The sequence below is a fragment of the Curtobacterium sp. MCBD17_003 genome, assembly GCF_003234885.2.
GTDB lineage: Bacteria > Actinomycetota > Actinomycetes > Actinomycetales > Microbacteriaceae > Curtobacterium.
On record NZ_CP126275.1, the window covers coordinates 705,821 to 723,268 of the forward strand.

Below are 17,448 nucleotides of genomic sequence, written 5' to 3' on the forward strand. Positions count from 1 at the left end.
TCAGGGGCGTTCGGGAGGCCCGTCCGAGGTCGCGGAGGCCGGCCCGTCCTGGTCGTCGCGCTCGCGGCCGCGTCGGGACCGGCGCAGGAGCCGCATGCGTTCGGGCCGCCGACCCCGGCGGAAGAGCGTCGCGAGCGCGGACTGCGGCTGCCAGTCGCGGCCGTTCGGCAGCCCCCAGCCGTACCGGACGGCGCCGAGCCGGAGCAGGAGCGACAGCAGGATCGCGACGACGATGCCGATCGTCGGGACGTGCAACGCCGACGCGACGACCATGACGATCGACGCGGCCACGGCGACGGACGCGTAGAGGGCGTTCCCGCCGAGCACCGCGGGCACCCGCCGGAGCAGGAGGTCACGGGCCGCACCGCCCCCGACCGCGGTCACGGTGCCCATGATGATCGCCGGACCCCAGCCCAGGTGCGCGTCGAACGTCCGCTGCACGCCGACCACGGCCCAGAACCCGATGACGGCTGCGTCGAGCACCGTGAACAGGCGGTCCCACGCCCGCTCCGAGATCGAGACGAAGAACGCCACGAGCGCTCCGACGAGCGCCACCGGGACGTACAGCGGGTCGGTCAGCGCGACCGGCGGGCCGTCCTGGAGCAGGACGTCGCGGAGGATCCCGCCGCCGAGCCCCGAGACGAACCCGACCACGAGGAACCCGAACAGGTCGAAGTCCATCTCGCGCGCGAGCGACCCGCCGAGCAGCGCGGACGCGAACACCCCCGCGAGGTCGAGGACGTTCGTCACGGTCGCGAGCGCGTGCGCGGGGACGACCAGTGCGTCAGCGGAGGAGAACTGCACCGGTCCATCTTCGCGGTTCGGGCCGGGCCGTGGACGACGCCCTTGCTCTTAGGTTAGCCTTACCTCCGTTCCACTCCGCGGGGTCGTCGCCCCTCACCCCACCGGGATCCCACTCCATGCTCGCCACGCTCGTCATCGGCCTCCGCGAAGGCCTCGAAGCGACCCTCATCGTCGGGATCATCGCCGCGTTCCTCCGCCGCGGTCGCATCTCGCTCGTGCCGATGTGGGGTGGGATCGCCCTCGCCGTCGTGCTCAGCGTCGCCGTCGGCGTGGGGCTCGAGGCGCTCGAGCAGGCGCTCCCGCAGTCCGAGCAAGAGGCGATGGAGTCCGTCATCGGCGCCGTCGCGGTCGTGTTCGTCACCGGGATGATCATCTGGATGCGGACGCACGCCCGTGACCTCAAGGGCGACCTCGAGGCGAGCACCGCCGCGGCCGTCGGTCGCGGCACCGCCTGGGCGCTCGCGGGCATGGCGTTCCTCGCCGTGCTCAAGGAGGGCTTCGAGACCTCCGTGTTCCTGCTCGCCACGTTCCAGGCCGCGAGTTCGGCGGGTGCCGCGGCGCTCGGCGCCGTGATCGGCGTGCTCGTCGCCGTGCTCATCGGCTGGGGGATCTTCACTGGCGGGGTCCGTCTCGACCTCCGGCGGTTCTTCACCGGCACCGGCGTGTTCCTGGTGTTCGTGGCGGCAGGGCTCGTGCTCACCGCACTCCGCACCGCGCACGAGGCCGGCTGGGTGACGATCGGGCAGCAGCGCACCGTCGACCTGTCGTGGCTCGCGCCGACCGGGTCCGTGCAGGCCGCCCTCGTCACCGGCGTGCTCGGGATCCCGGCGGACCCCCGCGTCGTCGAGGTCGTCGGCTGGGTCGGCTACCTCGTCCCCGTGCTCGTCGTGAGCCTCTGGCCGCGGTCCCTCCGCCCGTCGCCGGCTCGCGTCCCGCGCGTGCGCGTCGTCGTCGCCGCGGGCCTCGCCGTCGCGGCGGTCGCGCTCGCGGTGGCCGTCCCCACCGGCCGGGAGGCCCTGCCCACCTCCGCCACCCTCGCCACCGGTGCCGGGGACCCGCACCCCACCACGCGGCACACCGCGACGGCGACCCTCGACGGTGCCGCCGCGACCCTCGTCGTCCGCGCCGGCGACACCGTGCAGCGCGCCCGTTTCTCCTCCGCCGACCACACGACCACCACGCACGCCGGCGTCACCGCCGACCGCTGGCGCACCACCACGCGCGTGCCGAGCACCGGCCGACCCGCGACGCTGACCATCGACCAGCTCACCGACCTCTTCGGACGCGTGCCCGTCGGCATCTCGCCCACACAGCAGCCCGGCCCGTTCACCGCGCACTGGACCTCGACCGCGACCCGGACGCTCTGGGCCGTCGACGGCGGCCTCCTCGACGCGCGCCGGACCGAGCGTGCCGTCCTCACCGTGTCGGGCGGCGGTCTGCCGACCAGCCGGACCTACTCGTTCGACGCCACCGCCTGGGCGGTCCCCGCCACCCGGGTGACCGCCGCGGGCGAGGCGGTGGCGAGCGGCGCCTCCGCGGGCCGCGAAGCGCTCCTCTGGAAGGCGTGGCTGCCCATCGCGCTCGCGATCGCCGCGATCGCCCAGGCCCTGCTCGCCCTGCGGGACCGCCGCCGACTCGGGGCGGCGACCCGTTCCTCCCGACCGACCACCACGACCCCCGTCGCCGACCGGCACGGGGCGACCAGCAGGAAGACCGCCGATGCCGTTCGCTGACCGCCGCACCCGATCCGTCCTCGTCCTCGGAGCGACCCTCGCCGCCGCAGCCCTCGCGCTGACCGGCTGCTCGACCGCGTCGTCCTCCGCCGAGGACGCCGCGACGCCGTCCGGCGCGGTGCACCGGGTGGCCGTGACCCTGACGAACGACGGCTCGGACAAGTGCGCCGTGTCGACGACCTCGGTGCCCGCCGGACCGGTGACGTTCACCGTGCGGAACACCTCGTCGACCGCGATCACCGAGGTCGAGCTCCTGCAGGACCAGAAGATCCTCGGCGAGAAGGAGAACCTGGCACCCGGACTCGACCCGGTCAAGTTCACCGTGACGCTCGGCGGCGGCAAGTACCAGGTGTACTGCCCCGGAGCGACCAAGGAACTGACGACGTTCACCGTCACCGGCAAGGCCGCATCGACCGCGAACAGCAGCGCGGCGACCCTCCTCCGACAGGGCGCCAAGGGCTACGCGGACTACGTCGACGCCCAGGTCAACGACATGGTGACCGCCGTGCGGCAGCTGCAGGAGGACGTCGACGCGGGGGACCTCGCCGCCGCCAAGACGGACTACGCGAACGCCCGCCCGTACTACGAGCACGTCGAGAGCGACGTCGACGGGTTCGTCAAGAAGGGGTACAAGGCGACCGACAACGCTGGGAACCTCGACTACCTCGTCGACATGCGCGCCTCGAACCTCGACCCGTCGGTCGGATGGCACGGGTTCCACGCCGTGGAGCGCGATCTGTTCCAGGGCGGCGCCATCACCGCGAGCACGAAGCAGCTCGCGGCCGAGCTCACCGAGAACGTCACCCTGCTCGACAAGCTCGTCCCGACGCTCACCTACAAGCCCGAGGACCTCGCCAACGGCGCGGCCGGCCTGCTCGAAGAGGTCCAGTCCGAGAAGATCACCGGCGAGGAGGAGGGCTTCAGCCACATCGACCTCGTCGACCTGGCAGCGAACGTCGAGGGCGCGCGGCAGGCGTTCGCGTACCTGAAGCCCGGACTGCAGAAGCTCGACCCGTCGATCACGAAGCAGATCGCGACCGAGTTCGACAGCGTCGACACGCTCATGGACGGCTACCGGGACGGCACCGCCCTCGGCGGCTTCCGCACCTACGACGCCGCCACCCGCACGGCCGACGCGAACACGATCTCGCAGACGATCCAGGCCCTGCAGGACCCGCTGTCCCGGCTCGCCGAGAAGGTCGCCACCGCGTGAGCGGAGCGCCGGAGCAGGAGCGCGACGGGTCGCCGCGTCCGTCGGTGTCGCGCCGCGGACTCATCGGCGGGCTCGCGGCGGCAGGTGCCGGGGTGGGCGCACTCGCCGGGATCGGCGGCGCCCTCGCGGCGAGTGCGGTCGGACGCACCCCCGACGACGAGTCCATCGACCTGTCGCGGACCCATCCGTTCTACGCGACCGCCGCGGGGCAGCCGCAGGGTGGGATCCGCACCGAACCCCAGCGGTACTGCGTCTTCATGACGTTCGACATGGCGTCCACCCTGGCGACGGACCTGCAGGTCCTGCTCGCCCGGTGGTCCGCCGCCATCGCGCAACTGCAGTCCGGCGGCACCATCGGCACCGTGGTCCCCGCGCACGCCGACGGCGTCGGTGCCGACACCGGGGAGGCCCTCGACCTCGGCCCGGCATCGCTCACCGTCACCGTCGGGCTCGGCCCCGGGCTGTTCGACGAGCGGTTCGGCCTGGCGGCCCACAAGCCCGCCGCGCTCGCCCAGATCCCCGCGCTGCCGAGCGACGCCCTCGACCCCGCCCTGAACGGTGGTGACCTGTCCCTGCAGGCGTGCGCCGACGACCCCCAGGTCGCCTACCACGCGATCCGCGACCTCGCCCGCATGGCCCGTGGCACCGCGACCGTGCGCTGGACCGTGCTCGGGTTCGGGCGTGCGTCGGCCGGAGCGAACCAGACCACCCCCCGGAACCTCATGGGGTTCAAGGACGGCACGCGGAACATCACCACCGACGAGGACTACGAGCGCTTCGTGCGGCTCGGGGACGACGCGGACTGGATGGCGGGCGGCACCTACCAGGTCACGCGGAAGATCCAGATGAACATCGAGATCTGGGACGCCGACGTGATCAGCGACCAGCAGCGGGTGTTCGGGCGCACGAAGGTCGAGGGTGCGCCGCTCTCCGGGGGGACCGAGCACACGACGCCCGACTTCCACGCGACCGACCACGCCGGCGACACGAAGATCGACGCGCGCGCACACGTCGCCCTCGCCGCGCACGAGAACAACGGCGGCGTCAAGATCCTGCGTCGCCCGTACAACTACACCGACGGGCTCAACCAGTACGGGCAGCTCGACGCCGGGCTGTTGTTCACCGCGTTCATGAACGACCCCGATCACTTCACACGGATCCAGCGGCGGCTCGGAGCGTCCGACCGGTTGAACGAGTACATCTCGCACATCGGCTCGGCCGTGTTCGCCGTGCCGCCGGCGCCGCGCAAGGGCTCGTACATCGGGGAGCGGCTCTTCCGCTGAACCGTGGGGCCGGCGCCGGTCCGGCCTACCGCCGGTCCGGCGCCAGCAACGCGGTGACGACGTCGCTGAACGGGCCGGTCAGGTCGCTCGCCGACGCGTTGACCAGGGGGCCGAGCCGAGTGGAGGCACGCAGGAGCGTGATGCCGAAGGCCGTGGCCAGCGCGACCTCGGCGCGGAGCAGGATGCCGTTCGTGTCGACGTCATCGGGGTCCCACCCGGCGATGCGCGCCATGCGCTCCGCGTACGAGGTGAGTGTCGCGTTGCGGATCCGGTCGGCCTGCTCGTCTCCGGAGGACCGGATGAGCAGGAGGAGCTCGACCGCGTGCTCCCCGGTCGGCGCGTTCGTCACCCGCTCGACGAGGCTCTGGAGCATCCGTTCGACCGAGTCGTCGTCCGGCCGGGGGGCATCGAGGTCCTCCACCGCGCGCTCGAGACAGGCCTCGAAGAGGCCCTCTTTGCTCGTGAAGTAGCGGTTGATGAGCGCGACGTTCACTCCGGCGTCGGCTGCGATCTCCCGGACGGTGGTCGCGGAGTAGCCGTCGTACGCGAACCGACGTCGAGCCGCGGCGACCAGGAGCTGCCGGGTCTTCGCGGCGTCGCGCGTCCTCGACGGCACCTGCGACTCGAGCGTCATGACGTCCTCTCCATCTCCGCAACGGTACCCGCACCGGGAGGTGCGGTGTAAACGCGCTTTGACTTCCGCGCGAGGAGCAGTAGGCTCACGACTTGTAAGCGCTTGTTTACGTCTTTCGATCACGGAGAACGATGTCCCGAGTCACCGAGGGCCCCCGCACGGGCTCGACCCCCGTCGCGGAGCGACACAGCAGCCCGAACACCACCCTCATCGTCGTGTACCTCGCACTCGGCGGCTTGGCCTACGCGGTGCTCCAGTCGCTCGTCGCTCCGGCACTGTCCACGATCGGCAAGGACCTCGGGGCCTCGACCAGCAACGTGAGCTGGATCATCACCGCCTACCTGCTGTCGGCGTCCGTCCTCACGCCGATCTTCGGGCGCATGGGCGACATGATGGGCAAGCGGCGCATCCTCATCGTCGTGATGAGCCTCCTGCTCGTCGGCACCGTCGTCGCCGCCCTCGCGCCGAACCTCGCCACGTTGATCGTGGCCCGCTGCCTGCAGGGTGCGGCCGGCGCCGTGCTGCCGCTGTCGATCGGCATCGTGCGCGACGAACTCCCGAAGGACCGGGTGAGCGTCGTGATCGGTCTGCTGTCGGGCATCTTCGGCATCGGGGCCGGTATCGGCATCGTCGCGGCCGGACCGATCGTGCAGCACCTCGATTGGCACTGGCTGTTCTGGCTGCCGCTCGCACTCATCGTCGTCGGGCTCGCCGGCATCGTGTTCGGGATGCCGGAATCGGACGTCCGGAAGCCCGGGCGCCTCGACCTCGCCGGGACGGCGATCCTCTCGATCTCCCTCGTGGCGCTGCTGCTCGCTGTCAGCGAGGGCGAGACCTGGGGCTGGGGTGACGTCAAGACCATCGGTCTGCTGGCGGTCGGCGTCGTCGCGCTCGTGGTCTTCGTCGTCGTCGAGCTCCGCGTGAAGGCGCCGCTGATCGACGTCCGGCTCTTCCGCATCCGTGGCGTCTGGACCGCTCACGTCGTCGCGCTCGTCTTCGGGTTCGCGATGTACGGCACGTTCGTGCTCGTCCCGACGCTGCTCCAGCTGCCGTCGTTCACCGGGTACGGCTTCGGCAAGACCGCCTCGCAGGCCGGCCTGTTCCTGCTCCCGACGGTCCTCATGATGATCGTGGTCTCACCGGTCGCGGGGGCCCTCGTCCGACGGACGGGTCCGAAGCCGCCGCTGGTCATCGGGAGTGTGCTCCTCACCGCGGCGTTCGTGCTCCCCGGGCTCGCGCACGATCAGGTCTGGCAGATCCTGGTGTCCGGCATCCTCACGGGTGCCGGGATCGGATTCGGTCTCTCGGCGGCGTCCAACGCGATCATCGAGAGCGTGCCGATCGAGCAGACGGGTGAGGCGATCAGCGCCAACACCGTCGTCCGGACGATCGGCTCGAGCGTCGGAACGGCCGTCATCGCCGCGCTGATCTCGTCGCACACGAAGGTGTTCACGTTGCCCACCGGGCACGTGGGGCTCCCTGGGGCCGCGGCGTTCACCATCGGCTTCTGGGCGTGCGCTGGGGTCGGCGCCCTCGCGATCGTCGGCGCCCTCGCCGCTCCCGGCATGCGGAAGCGTCGCGCTGACGCCATCGCGGCGGGCGTCGAGGACATCGACGCTGTCGTCGACGAGCGCTGACGAGGTCAGCTCGACGCTGCCGGTGCATCCTGGCGGGGAGGAGGGGTGCCCTCCGCCGTTTCCCTGGAGACGGAGGGCACCCGCGCCGCCGGGTTCGTCGGGCGGAACCACCGCCCGGGATGAGAGGACACCGCAGCGGCGCCGTCGCCATGCGACGCCTCAGGGTACCGCCGCCGCTGCCGAAAACACAGGGTGCGGCAGACGAGCAGCCTCGTTCCACCCGCCTCGTTACTTCCGATCGCCGATGTGGAGCGCGTCCTTCACCCGCTCGATGCCCTCGGTCGCGAGCGCCGATGCCGAGTCCCGGATCACGCCGGCCTCCATCGGGTCGCCCTTGAGCAACGACTTGGCCGTGTTGAGCGCGTACTCACGGGTGATGTGCGGTGGGAGCGGCGGGACGTTGCGGCTGACGTAGGCGTCGATGAGCGTGACCCCGTCGTGCGCGAAGGCCTCGGCGACAGCGGACTCCACCTGGTCGTCACTGCGCACCTGGACGCCCCGGAACCCGAGGAGCTCGGCGTAGCCGGCGTAGTCCATCGACTCGACGTCCTGCGAGCCGCGCCACAGCGGATTGCCGTCCTCCGTGCGCATCTCCCACGAGACCTGCGCGAGGTCGTCATTGTGCATGACCACGATGATGAACTGCTTGGTCTCCCACTGCTGCATGTACTTCTTCACGGTGATCAGCTCGTTCATGCCGAGCATCTGGAACGCGCCGTCACCGATGGTGCAGACCACCGTCTTGTCGGAGTGGGCCAGCTTCGCCGCGACCGCGTAGGGCATCGCCGCGAGCATGGTCGCCAGGCGGCCCGAGAGGTCGCCGCGCATGCCCCGCTTCAGGCGGATGTGGTGCCCGAACCAGTCGGCGGTCGTCCCGGCGTCCGCGGTGACGATCGCCCCGTCGGGCAGGTTCGCGTTCACGGCCTCGGTCACGCGCCGCGGGTTGACCCCGTCGTGGTACTCCTTCTGTGCCTGCGCGTGCATCTCCTGTTCCCAGTCCTGCATCTCGGCGGCGATCCGCTCCTGCCAGGACAGGTCGGTCTTCTGCTCGAGCAGGGGGAGGAGGGCCTCGAGCGTCGACTTCACGTCGCCCCAGAGGTTCAACTCCGTCGGGTAGCGCACGCCGAGCTGTTCGGGCTTGAGGTCGACCTGGATGCCACGCGCCCGGCCCGTCGCGGGCAGGAACTCGCCGTACGGGTAGTTCGTGCCGAGCAGCACGATGGTGTCGCAGCGCTTGATCTGGTGGAGGCTCGGCAGGGACCCGAGGAGACCGACCTGCTGCGTGTGGTACGGCACGTCGGACGGGATCACGTCCTTGCCGCGGAGCGCGGTGATGATGCCCGCTCCGGCCTTCTCGGCGGCGGCGAGGACCTCGTCGGTGGCGCCCGTCGCACCCGCGCCGACCAGGAACGTGACCTTCTCGCCCGCGTTGATGATGTCCGCCGCCTGGCGGATCTGCTCCATCGGGGGCGTGATCGCCGTCGACGGGATGGCTTCGCTCGAGCGCGAGACCCAGTGGGCCGACGGCGTCGCCTTGATGGTCATCGCCTGGACGTCGTGGGGGATCACGACGACCGCGGGCTGGAGACGGAGCCGGGCCGTGCGGAAGGCGGTGTCGATGACGGCGCTGGCCTGGTCGGGCGACACGATCGTCTCGACGTAACAGGCGACGTCCGTGAACACGCGCTCGAGATTGCTCTCTTGCTGGGTGAAGGTGCCGATCGAGTCGAGACCCTGCTGCCCGACGATCGCGACGACCGGCTGATTGTCCATCTGGGCGTCGTACAGCCCGTTGAGCATGTGGAACGCGCCGGGGCTCGAGGTCGCGACGCACACGCCGACCTCGCCCGTGAACTTGGCATGCGCCGTCGCCATGAGCGCGCAGATCTCCTCGTGCGTCGGGCGGATGTACTCGATGCCCGTCCCCGCACGATCGGTCTTGCCGAGTGCTCCGTCGAACGCGCCGATGCCGTCGCCGGGGAACCCGAAGATCCGGCTGACGCCCTGGTCCTTGATCCGCTCGATCAGGAACTCGCTCACGGTGGTCATCGCGTACCTCTCTTCGGCGCCGGGGTCGGGCGCCTGGGACTCGGGTGGTGGGACGGGGCCGTCCTCGTGCCTCCAGCGTGCTCCCTCCACGGGGCCGGGTTCCCAGCCCGTCGCCCGGTGGTGGAGGATCGGGGGAGCGGACCGGATGTGGAGGAACGGGCAGCATGACCACGATCGATCTCAACGCAGACCTCGGCGAGGGCTTCGGCCGGTGGACCCTCGGGGACGACGCCGCGATGCTCGATGTCGTCACGAGCGCGAACGTGGCGTGCGGATTCCACGCGGGCGACCCATTGTCGCTCCGGTCCGTGCTCGAGCAGGCTGCCGCACGGCAGGTGTCGGTCGGCGCGCACGTCGCGTACCGGGACCTCGCCGGGTTCGGACGGCGGTACGTGGACGCCTCCCTGCACGAACTCGCAGCGGACGTGATCTACCAGATCGGCGCGCTGGCCGCCCTCGCCCGGGCAGCCGGGACGACCGTCCGTTACGTCAAGCCGCACGGCGCCCTCTACAACACCATCGCGGAGGGCGGACCGCACGCCGAGGCGGTCGTGCAGGCGGTCCTGGCGGTCGACCCGGGCCTCCCGGTCGTCGGTCTCGCCGGGTCCGCGTTGCTCGACCTCGCTCGCGATGCCGGGCTGCCCGTCGTGGCCGAGGCGTTCGCGGACCGTGCGTACGCCGCCGACGGGTCCCTCGTGTCCCGACGCCTTCCGGGGGCCGTGCTCCACGATCCGACCGAGATCGCCCAGCGCGTCGTCGCGATGGTCACGAGCGGGGCGGTCACCGCGGTCGACGGGACCAGCGTGCCGATCGACGCCGCGTCGATCTGCCTGCACGGGGACTCGCCCGGCGCGGTCGCCGCGGCGCTCGCCGTCCGGTCCGCACTCGGATCAGCGGGCGTGGTCCTGGCGCCGTTCGCGGCGGTCCGAGCGGCGTGACGGCGACCGGCGGCGCCTGGGCGCCCCGGGTGCTGCGCCTCGGCGTCGACGGCGTGCTCGTCGAGGTCCCCGACACGGCCGCCGCGCTCGCCCTGCACGCCGCGCTCCGGACGCTCGACCTGCCCGGGGTGACCGAACTGGTGCCCGCCGCGCGGACCGTCGCCGTCCGCTTCGCACCGGGCGCCACGACCGCCGACGCGATCGCCGCCGCGCTGCGCGGCGTACCGCTCGACGCGCCGCCGCCCGCCGCCGACGGTCTCGTCGAGGTGCCAGTGGTCTACGACGGCGAGGACCTCGACCACGTCGCCGACCGCACCGGCCTCAGCGTGGACGAGGTCGTCCGCCGGCACACCGCGCCGGAGTACTCGGTCGCGTTCACCGGGTTCGCGCCGGGGTTCGCCTACCTGGTCGGAGGCGACACGGTCCTCGACCTGCCGCGGCGCAGCAGTCCGCGCACGGCGATCCCCGCCGGTTCCGTCGCGATCGCGGGCGGCCACAGCGGCATCTACCCGCGGCCGAGCCCCGGCGGCTGGCATCTGCTCGGGCACACCGACCTGGTGATGTGGGACCCCCATCGGATCGGGGCGGAGGCCCTGCTCCGTCCGGGCATGCGCGTCCGGTTCCGCGCGGTCCACGCGGCGTCATCCGCGGCTGCGTCATCCGCCGCAGTGTCCCCGGCCGCACGCCCGACCGCCGTCGGTCGGGAGGCCCGACCCGCTCCGACGGAGCCGTCACGTCCGACCGCTCCCAGGCGAGGCCTCGAGGTCCTGTCGCCCGGGCTGCTCAGCACCGTGCAGGACCTCGGCAGACCGGGCCGCGCGGCCCTCGGCGTCACCCGCTCCGGTGCGCTCGATCGCGTCGCCCACCGTCGCGCGAACCGTCTCGTCGGGAACGCGGCGGGCGCCGCGGCGGTCGAGCACGTCGGGGGAGGGCTCACCGTGCGGGCTCGTGGCGAGCTCGTCCTGGCGGTCACGGGCGGCGTCGGCGCGATCGAGGTCCTGCCCGCGGCGGAAGGGACGCTCGACGAGCGATCGGTGCTGCTCCCGGGCGACGACGAGCCCGCGCGCCGGGCGGTGCCGATCGAGCCCGACCGTCCGTTCGCGCTGCACGACCGTGAGGTCCTGGTGCTCGGTGCGCCGACGACCGGGGCCGTCGCGACCCTCGCCGTCCTCGGTGGACTCGACCTGCCGCCCGTGCTCGGATCACGCGCGACCGACGTGCTGTCCGGTCTCGGGCCGGCACCGCTCCGGGCCGGCGACGTCCTGCCCATCGGGTCGGACACGGCGGCGGCGGTGGCCGACGCGGCGGAACCGGGCCCGGTCCTCCCGACCGTCGAGGACGTGGTCGACGTCCGGTTCGTGCCCGGACCCCGCGACGACTGGATCGACGGGGGTGCCGACGCCCTGCACGCGGTCGTCTGGCGGGTGACGCCACGCTCGAACCGTGTCGGGGTGCGGCTCGACGCGGGCACGCACGCACTCGCGCGGAGCGTGGGCGGCGAGCTGCCGAGCGAGGCGGCGGTACCCGGGGCGATCCAGGTGCCACCCGAGGGTCGACCGGTCGTGTTCCTCGCCGACCACCCCGTCACGGGCGGCTACCCCGTGGTCGGCGTCGTCGTGCCCGAGGACCTCGGGCTCGTCGCGCAGGTACCGGTCGGCGGCGCGATCCGGTTCACACCGACGGCGAGTGCTCTTCGGCGATGAGCGGACGTAACGTCCGGTGCGCGATCCGGAGCCCCTCGAGCACCTTGTCGTCCGTGCCACTCCACAGCGGGTCTTCGTGCTCGACCGACAGCGTGCCCGTGAACCCGGCCTCGTACAGGCGGTCCACGACGTGCGACCAGTCGACCACGCCACGACCGGGCACGCGGAAGCGCCACCACCCCATGTCCCACGGGTCGTCGCCCTTGTCGACGAGCCCGAAGAAGCCGTAGCGGTCGCGCCGCGTCGGGAACAGTTCGACGTCCTTCGCCTGCGCGTGCACGATGTGCTCCGCGAACGGCAGGATCGTCTCGACCGGGTCGATGCCGATCCAGGTCAGGTGCGACGGGTCCCAGTTCAGGCCGAACCCGAGGCCCGTCACCCACTCCCACAGCTCCGGGCTGTAGGCGATGTTCCCCGGGTAGCCGTCCGGGTGCCAGCCCTCCATGACGCAGTTCTCGATGATGAGCTTGACGTCGCGCTCGCCCGCGTAGTCCACGAGCTCGGGCAGCACGCGGTCGCCCTCCGCCATGTTCTCGCGCACGCTCTTGCTGTTGTCGCGGCCGATGAACGTGCCCACGTAGGGGACGCCGAGCCGTTGCGCCGCGTCGATCGCGTGCTTGAGGTGGGTCCGGACCGCCGCCCGGCGCTCCGGGTCCTGGTGCAGGTTGTTCTCGTAGTAGGCGAGCGCGCTGATCTCGAGTCCCGTGCGCGCCATCAGGTCCTCGGTGGCGCTGGCGTCCTCGTCGGTGAAGGTCGCGACGGGCAGGTGCGAGGCCTCGAAGTCGCGGCCGCCGACGTTCGGCCACACGGCGACCTCGAGTCGCTCGTACCCCTGAGCGGCCGCGAACTCCGCGATCCGGCCGAGGTCCCATCCGGGCAGGCAGGCCGTGAGCATCCCGAGCTTCATGCGATGTCCTTCCAGGCTCCGTCACCGGCACTGGCGACGACGGCGTCGATGACGTGGGCGGCGCGCGCGCCGTCCGCGAACGTGGGCAGGCCTTCCGGCCACACGCCGCCGTCCCGTGAGGCACGGACGGCGGCGTAGGTGTCGCCGACGAACGCCGTGAAGGCGTCGAGGTACCCCTGCGGGTGACCCGATGGCACGACGGCCAACCGCCGCTGGTCGGGCGACCCCTGCGAGGGGTCGCGCACGAGGATCGTGGCGCCGGTCTCGGTGCCGAACCAGGCGGACTCTGGTTGCTCCTGGTCGAACGCGGCGCTCGAGCGGGTCCCGTCGACCTCGAACCACAGGCGGTTCTTGCGTCCGGCCGCGACCTGCGACACGACGACGTTCCCGATCCGGCCGTGGGTCGTGCGGAAGGTGGCCACCGCGGTGTCCTCGGTGGTGACGGGGGCCTGCGCGACGGGCACCGCGCCTCCCGGCACCGGATCGGGGTAGGGGGCGCCGGAGAAGGACGGCCCCGACGACGCCGGGCGCGTGGGGTAGACGATGTCGGCCGTGGCCGTCACGGTCGCGAATCGCTCGCCGGTGACGAACTCGACGAGGTCACACCAGTGCGACCCGATGTCGGCGAAGGCGCGCGACACACCGCCCGCTCCGGCGTCGACCCGCCAGCTCGACGAGCCCTCGTCGAGCATCCAGTCCTGCAGGTACGAGCCGTGGATCGCGAGCACGCGTCCGAGATCGCCGCCGGCGATCCGCGACCGGATCTCGCGCACGATCGGGTGGAAGCGGTAGACGAACGGGACGGTCGCGACGACACCGGCACGCTCGGCGGCGGCCGTGAGCTCGTCGGCCTGTGCGGCGTCGACCGCCAGGGGCTTCTCGCACACCACGTGGATCCCCGCCGCGATGATCGCCATCGTCTGCGGGTGGTGCTGGTCGTTCGGGGTGCACACGTGCACGACGTCGGGTGCGTCGGCGAGGAGCTCGTCGAGGTCGGCGTAGCCGTGCGGGAGCCCGAGGTGCTCGGCGACCTGTGCCGAGCGTTCGGGAGTGCGTCCGAGGACCCCGGTGACCACGGCACCGGCGGCGCGCGCCGATCGTACGTGGACGGTCGCGATCATGCCCGTGCCGATGACGGCGACGCGCAGCGGGGGTGTGTTCATGGATGCTCTGCGTTCCTCGGTTCCGGAGTGAGCGTATTGGTGACGCACGGCCACGTTCAAGGACTCGCCGCCGAGCGTAACGTCGGGCCCCAACAGGTGCCGCTGGCCGCTCCGTGCGGTGGACGGCCGCTCTCGGCGGACGAGTGTGGAGGAACGATGACGGTGTCCGGGGACTACCAGCTGCAGGGTCGGACCGTGATCGTGACGGGTGCGGGCTCCGGGATCGGGCAGGCGATCGCGCGCGCGTTCATCGGTCAGGGCTGCAACGTGGTCCTCGCCGGACGGCGCGAGGACGCACTCGCCGAGACCGCCGAGGGCGCGCCGGCCGAGCACGTCATCGCGGTGCCCACCGACGTGACCGACCGCGAGAGCGTGGCCGACCTCGTCGCGATCGCCGCCGATCGCTTCGGTCGGATCGACGTCGTGGTCAGCAACGCGGCCGCCTACACGGCGGGCGAGATCGACGAACTCGGTGAGGGCGACTACCGCGCCATGGTCGCGACGAACCTCGACGGCACCGTGCACCTCGTGCAGGAAGCGCTCCCGCACCTCGAGCGGGCGCGGGGCGTCATCCTGTTCACGACCAGCGCCTCCGGGCTCCGGGGGGACTGGCGCCAGGCCGTCTACAACGCCACGAAGGGCGCCATGACGACGCTCATGCAGTCGCTGGCGCTCGACCTCGGGGCGCGCGGCATCCGGGTCAACGCGGTGGCGCCGGCCCTGACCCGTACGGCGGCGAACGCGGAGCACTTCGCCGACCCGGACGTGGTCGCCCCACACGCCCAGCGGACCGCGCTCGGACGCATCGGCGAACCCGAGGACGTCGCGCCGGCGTTCCTCTTCCTCGCCAGCGACGACGCCCGCTACATCACGGGCGTCACGTTGCCGGTCGACGGAGGCACCACGGCGTCGACGGGCCAGGCGCACGTCGTCGGCTGACCACCGGTCGCGACCGCGTCCGGTCCTCGACAGCCGGGAGGCCCGTTCGAGGTTCCACAGTTCGGCCGGCGGTCGGAACCAGATCAGCGGTGCGTCGGTACGTTCGGAGCCATGGCGATCCAGACCACCCTCCTCATCCTCGGTGCCAGCGGCGACCTGACGAAGCGGCTCCTGCTGCCCGGCCTCGCCACACTCCTCGACGTCAAGCAGGACTGGGACATCGAGCTCATCGGCGCGGGCGTCGACGAGCTCTCGGACGAGGACTGGAAGCAGCGCGTCCGCGAGTCCTTCTCGAGCGCCGAGTGCTCCGGCGACCGCTTCGAGCAGATCATCGCGGCCAGCCACTACCGGAAGACGGACGTCACGAGCGCGGACGACCTCGGCGAGCTCCTGGCACAGTGCTCGCACGCGCCGGCGATCTACTTCGCCCTGCCGCCGGCGATCACCGAGCAGGCGTGCGAACAGCTCAAGGGCATGGACCTGCCCGACGGTGTGCGGCTCGCGATGGAGAAGCCGTTCGGCACCGACGCCGCGAGCGCCGAGAAGCTCAACGAGCTCCTCCACTCGTTCATCCCGGAGGAGCGCATCCACCGCGTCGACCACTTCCTCGGCCGCTCGACGGTGCTCAACCTCCTGGGCCTGCGGTTCTCGAACCGGATCATCGAGCCCCTGCTGTCGTCCACCCACGTCGAGAGCGTCGACATCATCTACGACGAGACCCTGGGCCTCGAGAACCGCGCGCGGTACTACGACCACGCCGGCGCGCTCACGGACATGATCCAGAGCCACCTGCTGCAGGTGCTCGCGGTCGTCGCGATGGAGGCCCCCGCCACGCTCGACGCCGACGACCTCCGCACGCAGAAGCAGCTCGTCTTCCGCGCCGTCAAGCCGTGGGGTGACGACCCGGCGACCGCCGGCAAGCGCGCCCGGTACACCGCCGGTACCGTCGGAGACCGCCAGCTGCCGTCGTACGTCGACGAGGACGGTGTCGACCCGGCGAACCAGACCGAGACCCTGGCGCAGATGACCGTCGAGGTCGCGAACTGGCGGTGGGCGGGCGTTCCGTTCACCCTCCGCTCCGGCAAGGCCCTGGGTGAACCGCGGCGCGAGATCGTCATCAACTTCCGCCCCTCGCCGCACGTGCCGGACGGCGTCGGTGGCGAGCACGAGCAGGACCGGCTCCGCATCTGGATCGCCCCCGACGAGATGAGCCTCGAACTCAACGTCAACGGTCCCGGCGACCCGTACGTCGTCGACCGCGCGAAGCTCGAGACGAAGTTCAACCCGGGCCGACTCACGGCGTACGGCGAGGTCCTCGCCGGTGTGCTCGAGGGCGACGCCACGCTCTCGGTGCGCGGTGACAGCGCGGTGCAGTGCTGGCGCATCGTCCAGCCGGTGATCGACGCCTGGCGCAACGGCGAGAGCCCGATCGACGAGTACCCGGCCGGTTCGCACGGTCCGTCGAACTGGGACAACCTGCTCCACTGATCCCGGGCGTACGGTCGGACGCGTGGCAACCATCCAAGACATCCTGAACACCGTTCCCGAGCCCGCCGGGGCCGACGTCCGCACCGGCATCGTCGAGTACGACCACGACGGCACGCCGCTCGAGGGCATCCTCGCGAAGGACGCGAACCTCACCGGTCGGCGTCCCGCCGTGCTCGTCGTCCACGACTGGCACGGCGTGAACGAACATGTCGAGGCCCGCGTCACGATGCTGGCCCGCCTGGGCTACGTCGCGTTCGCGGCCGACATCTACGGCAAGGGCGTGCGCCCGACCGGAGCAGAGGCCGGAGAGGTCGCCGGCAGCTTCTACCAGGACCTCGGGCTCCTGCGTGCCCGTGCTCGTGCCGGACTCGACCGACTGCTCGAGGACCCGCAGGTCGACCCCTCGCGCGTGGTGGTCATGGGGTACTGCTTCGGCGGCTCCACGGCCCTGGAACTCGCTCGGACCGGTGCGGACCTCGTGGGGGCGGTGTCGTTCCACGGCGGTCTGATCACCCACGATCCGTCCGACGCCGGCGACATCCGGGCGAAGCTCCTGGTGCTGACCGGTGCTGCCGATCCGATGGTCGGGGACGACAAGGTCCACGCGTGGCAGGACGAGATGCGCGCGGCGCCGCACGTGGACTGGCAGCTCGTGTCGTACGCGAACGCGATGCACGCGTTCGCCGTCCCCGGTACGGACGCGCCCGACCACGGTGCGCAGTACCAGGCGCTCGCCGACCGCCGCTCCTGGCGTGCGCTCGAGGACTTCCTGACCGAGGTGTTCGGTCCGGAGCAGCTCGCGGCCTGACCGTCCGGGCGGGAGGTGCGGCGTGCCTCCCGTCCGGCGCCGCGCTGGCACCACCCGTTCGCGCCTCGATCGGCGCGCCGGGTCCCGTGCCCCGGGTCCCGTGCCCCGATTGGCGCGCCGGGTCCCGAGCCTGGTAGAGTCTTCCACGG

The 17,448-nt window shown here is 71.9% G+C and carries 14 protein-coding genes; 9 read left to right on the top strand and 5 right to left on the bottom strand.

The features are described 5' to 3' along the window. The gene (locus tag DEI88_RS03455; protein ID WP_258372246.1) at nt 1-804 is read right to left on the bottom strand and encodes a trimeric intracellular cation channel family protein; all 804 of its coding nucleotides are present in this window, start codon (nt 802-804) and stop codon (nt 1-3) included. 116 nt (nt 805-920) lie between these two features. Here DEI88_RS03455 and efeU point away from each other — a divergent pair, with 116 nt between their 5' ends. Genes efeU through DEI88_RS03470 form a run of 3 tightly spaced genes read left to right on the top strand, consistent with a single transcriptional unit; the run spans nt 921 to nt 5,033 of the window. Continuing rightward, nucleotides 921-2,537 (top strand): iron uptake transporter permease EfeU, encoded by a 1,617-nt coding sequence (efeU, locus tag DEI88_RS03460; RefSeq protein WP_111072265.1) that lies wholly within the window; start codon nt 921-923, stop codon nt 2,535-2,537. Beyond that, entirely contained in the window at nt 2,524-3,750 is a 1,227-nt protein-coding gene (gene efeO / locus DEI88_RS03465) for an iron uptake system protein EfeO (protein WP_111072264.1), read from the top strand. The genes efeU and efeO overlap by 14 nt, the downstream gene beginning before the upstream one ends. After that, nucleotides 3,747-5,033: a Dyp-type peroxidase gene (locus DEI88_RS03470; RefSeq protein WP_111072263.1), complete on the top strand. Its 1,287-nt coding sequence runs from the start codon at nt 3,747-3,749 to the stop codon at nt 5,031-5,033. Before efeO ends, DEI88_RS03470 begins: the two co-directional genes overlap by 4 nt. Before the next feature lie 25 nt (nt 5,034-5,058). On the opposite strand, the gene DEI88_RS03475 is transcribed toward DEI88_RS03470, so the two are convergent. Beyond that, on the bottom strand, nt 5,059-5,667 hold the full coding sequence (locus tag DEI88_RS03475; protein WP_111010059.1) for a TetR/AcrR family transcriptional regulator: 609 nt from the start codon (nt 5,665-5,667) through the stop codon (nt 5,059-5,061). 131 nt (nt 5,668-5,798) lie between these two features. Between DEI88_RS03475 and DEI88_RS03480 the strand changes: the two genes are divergently transcribed. After that, on the top strand, nt 5,799-7,304 hold the full coding sequence (locus DEI88_RS03480) for an MFS transporter (RefSeq protein ID WP_111072262.1): 1,506 nt from the start codon (nt 5,799-5,801) through the stop codon (nt 7,302-7,304). Between the two features lie 228 nt (nt 7,305-7,532). Here the strand turns inward: DEI88_RS03480 and DEI88_RS03485 are convergent, their stop codons facing one another. Beyond that, nucleotides 7,533-9,353, bottom strand: a complete 1,821-nt coding sequence (locus DEI88_RS03485) for a thiamine pyrophosphate-requiring protein (RefSeq protein WP_111072261.1) — start codon at nt 9,351-9,353, stop codon at nt 7,533-7,535. A gap of 164 nt (nt 9,354-9,517) precedes the next feature. On the opposite strand from DEI88_RS03485, the gene DEI88_RS03490 reads away from it, so the two are divergent. Beyond that, nucleotides 9,518-10,291 (top strand): LamB/YcsF family protein, encoded by a 774-nt coding sequence (locus DEI88_RS03490; RefSeq protein WP_111072260.1) that lies wholly within the window; start codon nt 9,518-9,520, stop codon nt 10,289-10,291. Next, complete coding sequence (locus DEI88_RS03495) at nt 10,288-11,994, top strand: 5-oxoprolinase subunit B/C family protein (RefSeq protein WP_111072259.1); 1,707 nt, start codon at nt 10,288-10,290, stop codon at nt 11,992-11,994. The genes DEI88_RS03490 and DEI88_RS03495 overlap by 4 nt, the downstream gene beginning before the upstream one ends. On the opposite strand, the gene DEI88_RS03500 is transcribed toward DEI88_RS03495, so the two are convergent. Together DEI88_RS03500 and DEI88_RS03505 are read right to left on the bottom strand one after the other, a co-directional pair. After that, nucleotides 11,963-12,901 carry a sugar phosphate isomerase/epimerase family protein gene (locus DEI88_RS03500; protein ID WP_111072258.1) on the bottom strand — a complete coding sequence of 313 codons (939 nt, stop codon included), beginning with the start codon at nt 12,899-12,901 and terminating at the stop codon, nt 11,963-11,965. The two genes, DEI88_RS03495 and DEI88_RS03500, sit on opposite strands and share 32 nt — an antisense overlap. Then, nucleotides 12,898-14,064, bottom strand: coding sequence for a Gfo/Idh/MocA family protein (locus DEI88_RS03505; protein ID WP_111072257.1), 1,167 nt, complete (start codon nt 14,062-14,064; stop codon nt 12,898-12,900). Before DEI88_RS03505 ends, DEI88_RS03500 begins: the two co-directional genes overlap by 4 nt. A gap of 156 nt (nt 14,065-14,220) precedes the next feature. On the opposite strand from DEI88_RS03505, the gene budC reads away from it, so the two are divergent. The 3 genes from budC (at nt 14,221) to DEI88_RS03520 (ending at nt 17,299) form a co-directional block, all read left to right on the top strand. Then, nucleotides 14,221-15,003 (top strand): meso-2,3-butanediol dehydrogenase, encoded by a 783-nt coding sequence (gene budC, locus DEI88_RS03510; RefSeq protein WP_111010048.1) that lies wholly within the window; start codon nt 14,221-14,223, stop codon nt 15,001-15,003. Between the two features lie 111 nt (nt 15,004-15,114). Continuing rightward, on the top strand, nt 15,115-16,491 hold the full coding sequence (locus tag DEI88_RS03515) for a glucose-6-phosphate dehydrogenase (protein WP_111035549.1): 1,377 nt from the start codon (nt 15,115-15,117) through the stop codon (nt 16,489-16,491). Nucleotides 16,492-16,513: 22 nt separating this feature from the next. Beyond that, nucleotides 16,514-17,299, top strand: coding sequence for a dienelactone hydrolase family protein (locus DEI88_RS03520; RefSeq protein WP_111013846.1), 786 nt, complete (start codon nt 16,514-16,516; stop codon nt 17,297-17,299). The last annotated feature ends 149 nt before the right edge of the window (nt 17,300-17,448 follow it).

Bases quoted from the DNA above. Each gene is read 5' to 3' on its own strand.
- DEI88_RS03490 (WP_111072260.1), top strand. From the start codon at position 9,518: ATGACCACGATCGATCTCAACGCAGACCTCGGCGAGGGCTTCGGCCGG.
- DEI88_RS03485 (WP_111072261.1), bottom strand. From the start codon at position 9,353: ATGACCACCGTGAGCGAGTTCCTGATCGAGCGGATCAAGGACCAGGGC.
- DEI88_RS03500 (WP_111072258.1), bottom strand. From the start codon at position 12,901: ATGAAGCTCGGGATGCTCACGGCCTGCCTGCCCGGATGGGACCTCGGC.
- efeO (WP_111072264.1), top strand. From the start codon at position 2,524: ATGCCGTTCGCTGACCGCCGCACCCGATCCGTCCTCGTCCTCGGAGCG.
- efeU (WP_111072265.1), top strand. From the start codon at position 921: ATGCTCGCCACGCTCGTCATCGGCCTCCGCGAAGGCCTCGAAGCGACC.
- budC (WP_111010048.1), top strand. From the start codon at position 14,221: ATGACGGTGTCCGGGGACTACCAGCTGCAGGGTCGGACCGTGATCGTG.
- DEI88_RS03515 (WP_111035549.1), top strand. From the start codon at position 15,115: ATGGCGATCCAGACCACCCTCCTCATCCTCGGTGCCAGCGGCGACCTG.
- DEI88_RS03505 (WP_111072257.1), bottom strand. From the start codon at position 14,064: ATGAACACACCCCCGCTGCGCGTCGCCGTCATCGGCACGGGCATGATC.
- DEI88_RS03480 (WP_111072262.1), top strand. From the start codon at position 5,799: ATGTCCCGAGTCACCGAGGGCCCCCGCACGGGCTCGACCCCCGTCGCG.
- DEI88_RS03475 (WP_111010059.1), bottom strand. From the start codon at position 5,667: ATGACGCTCGAGTCGCAGGTGCCGTCGAGGACGCGCGACGCCGCGAAG.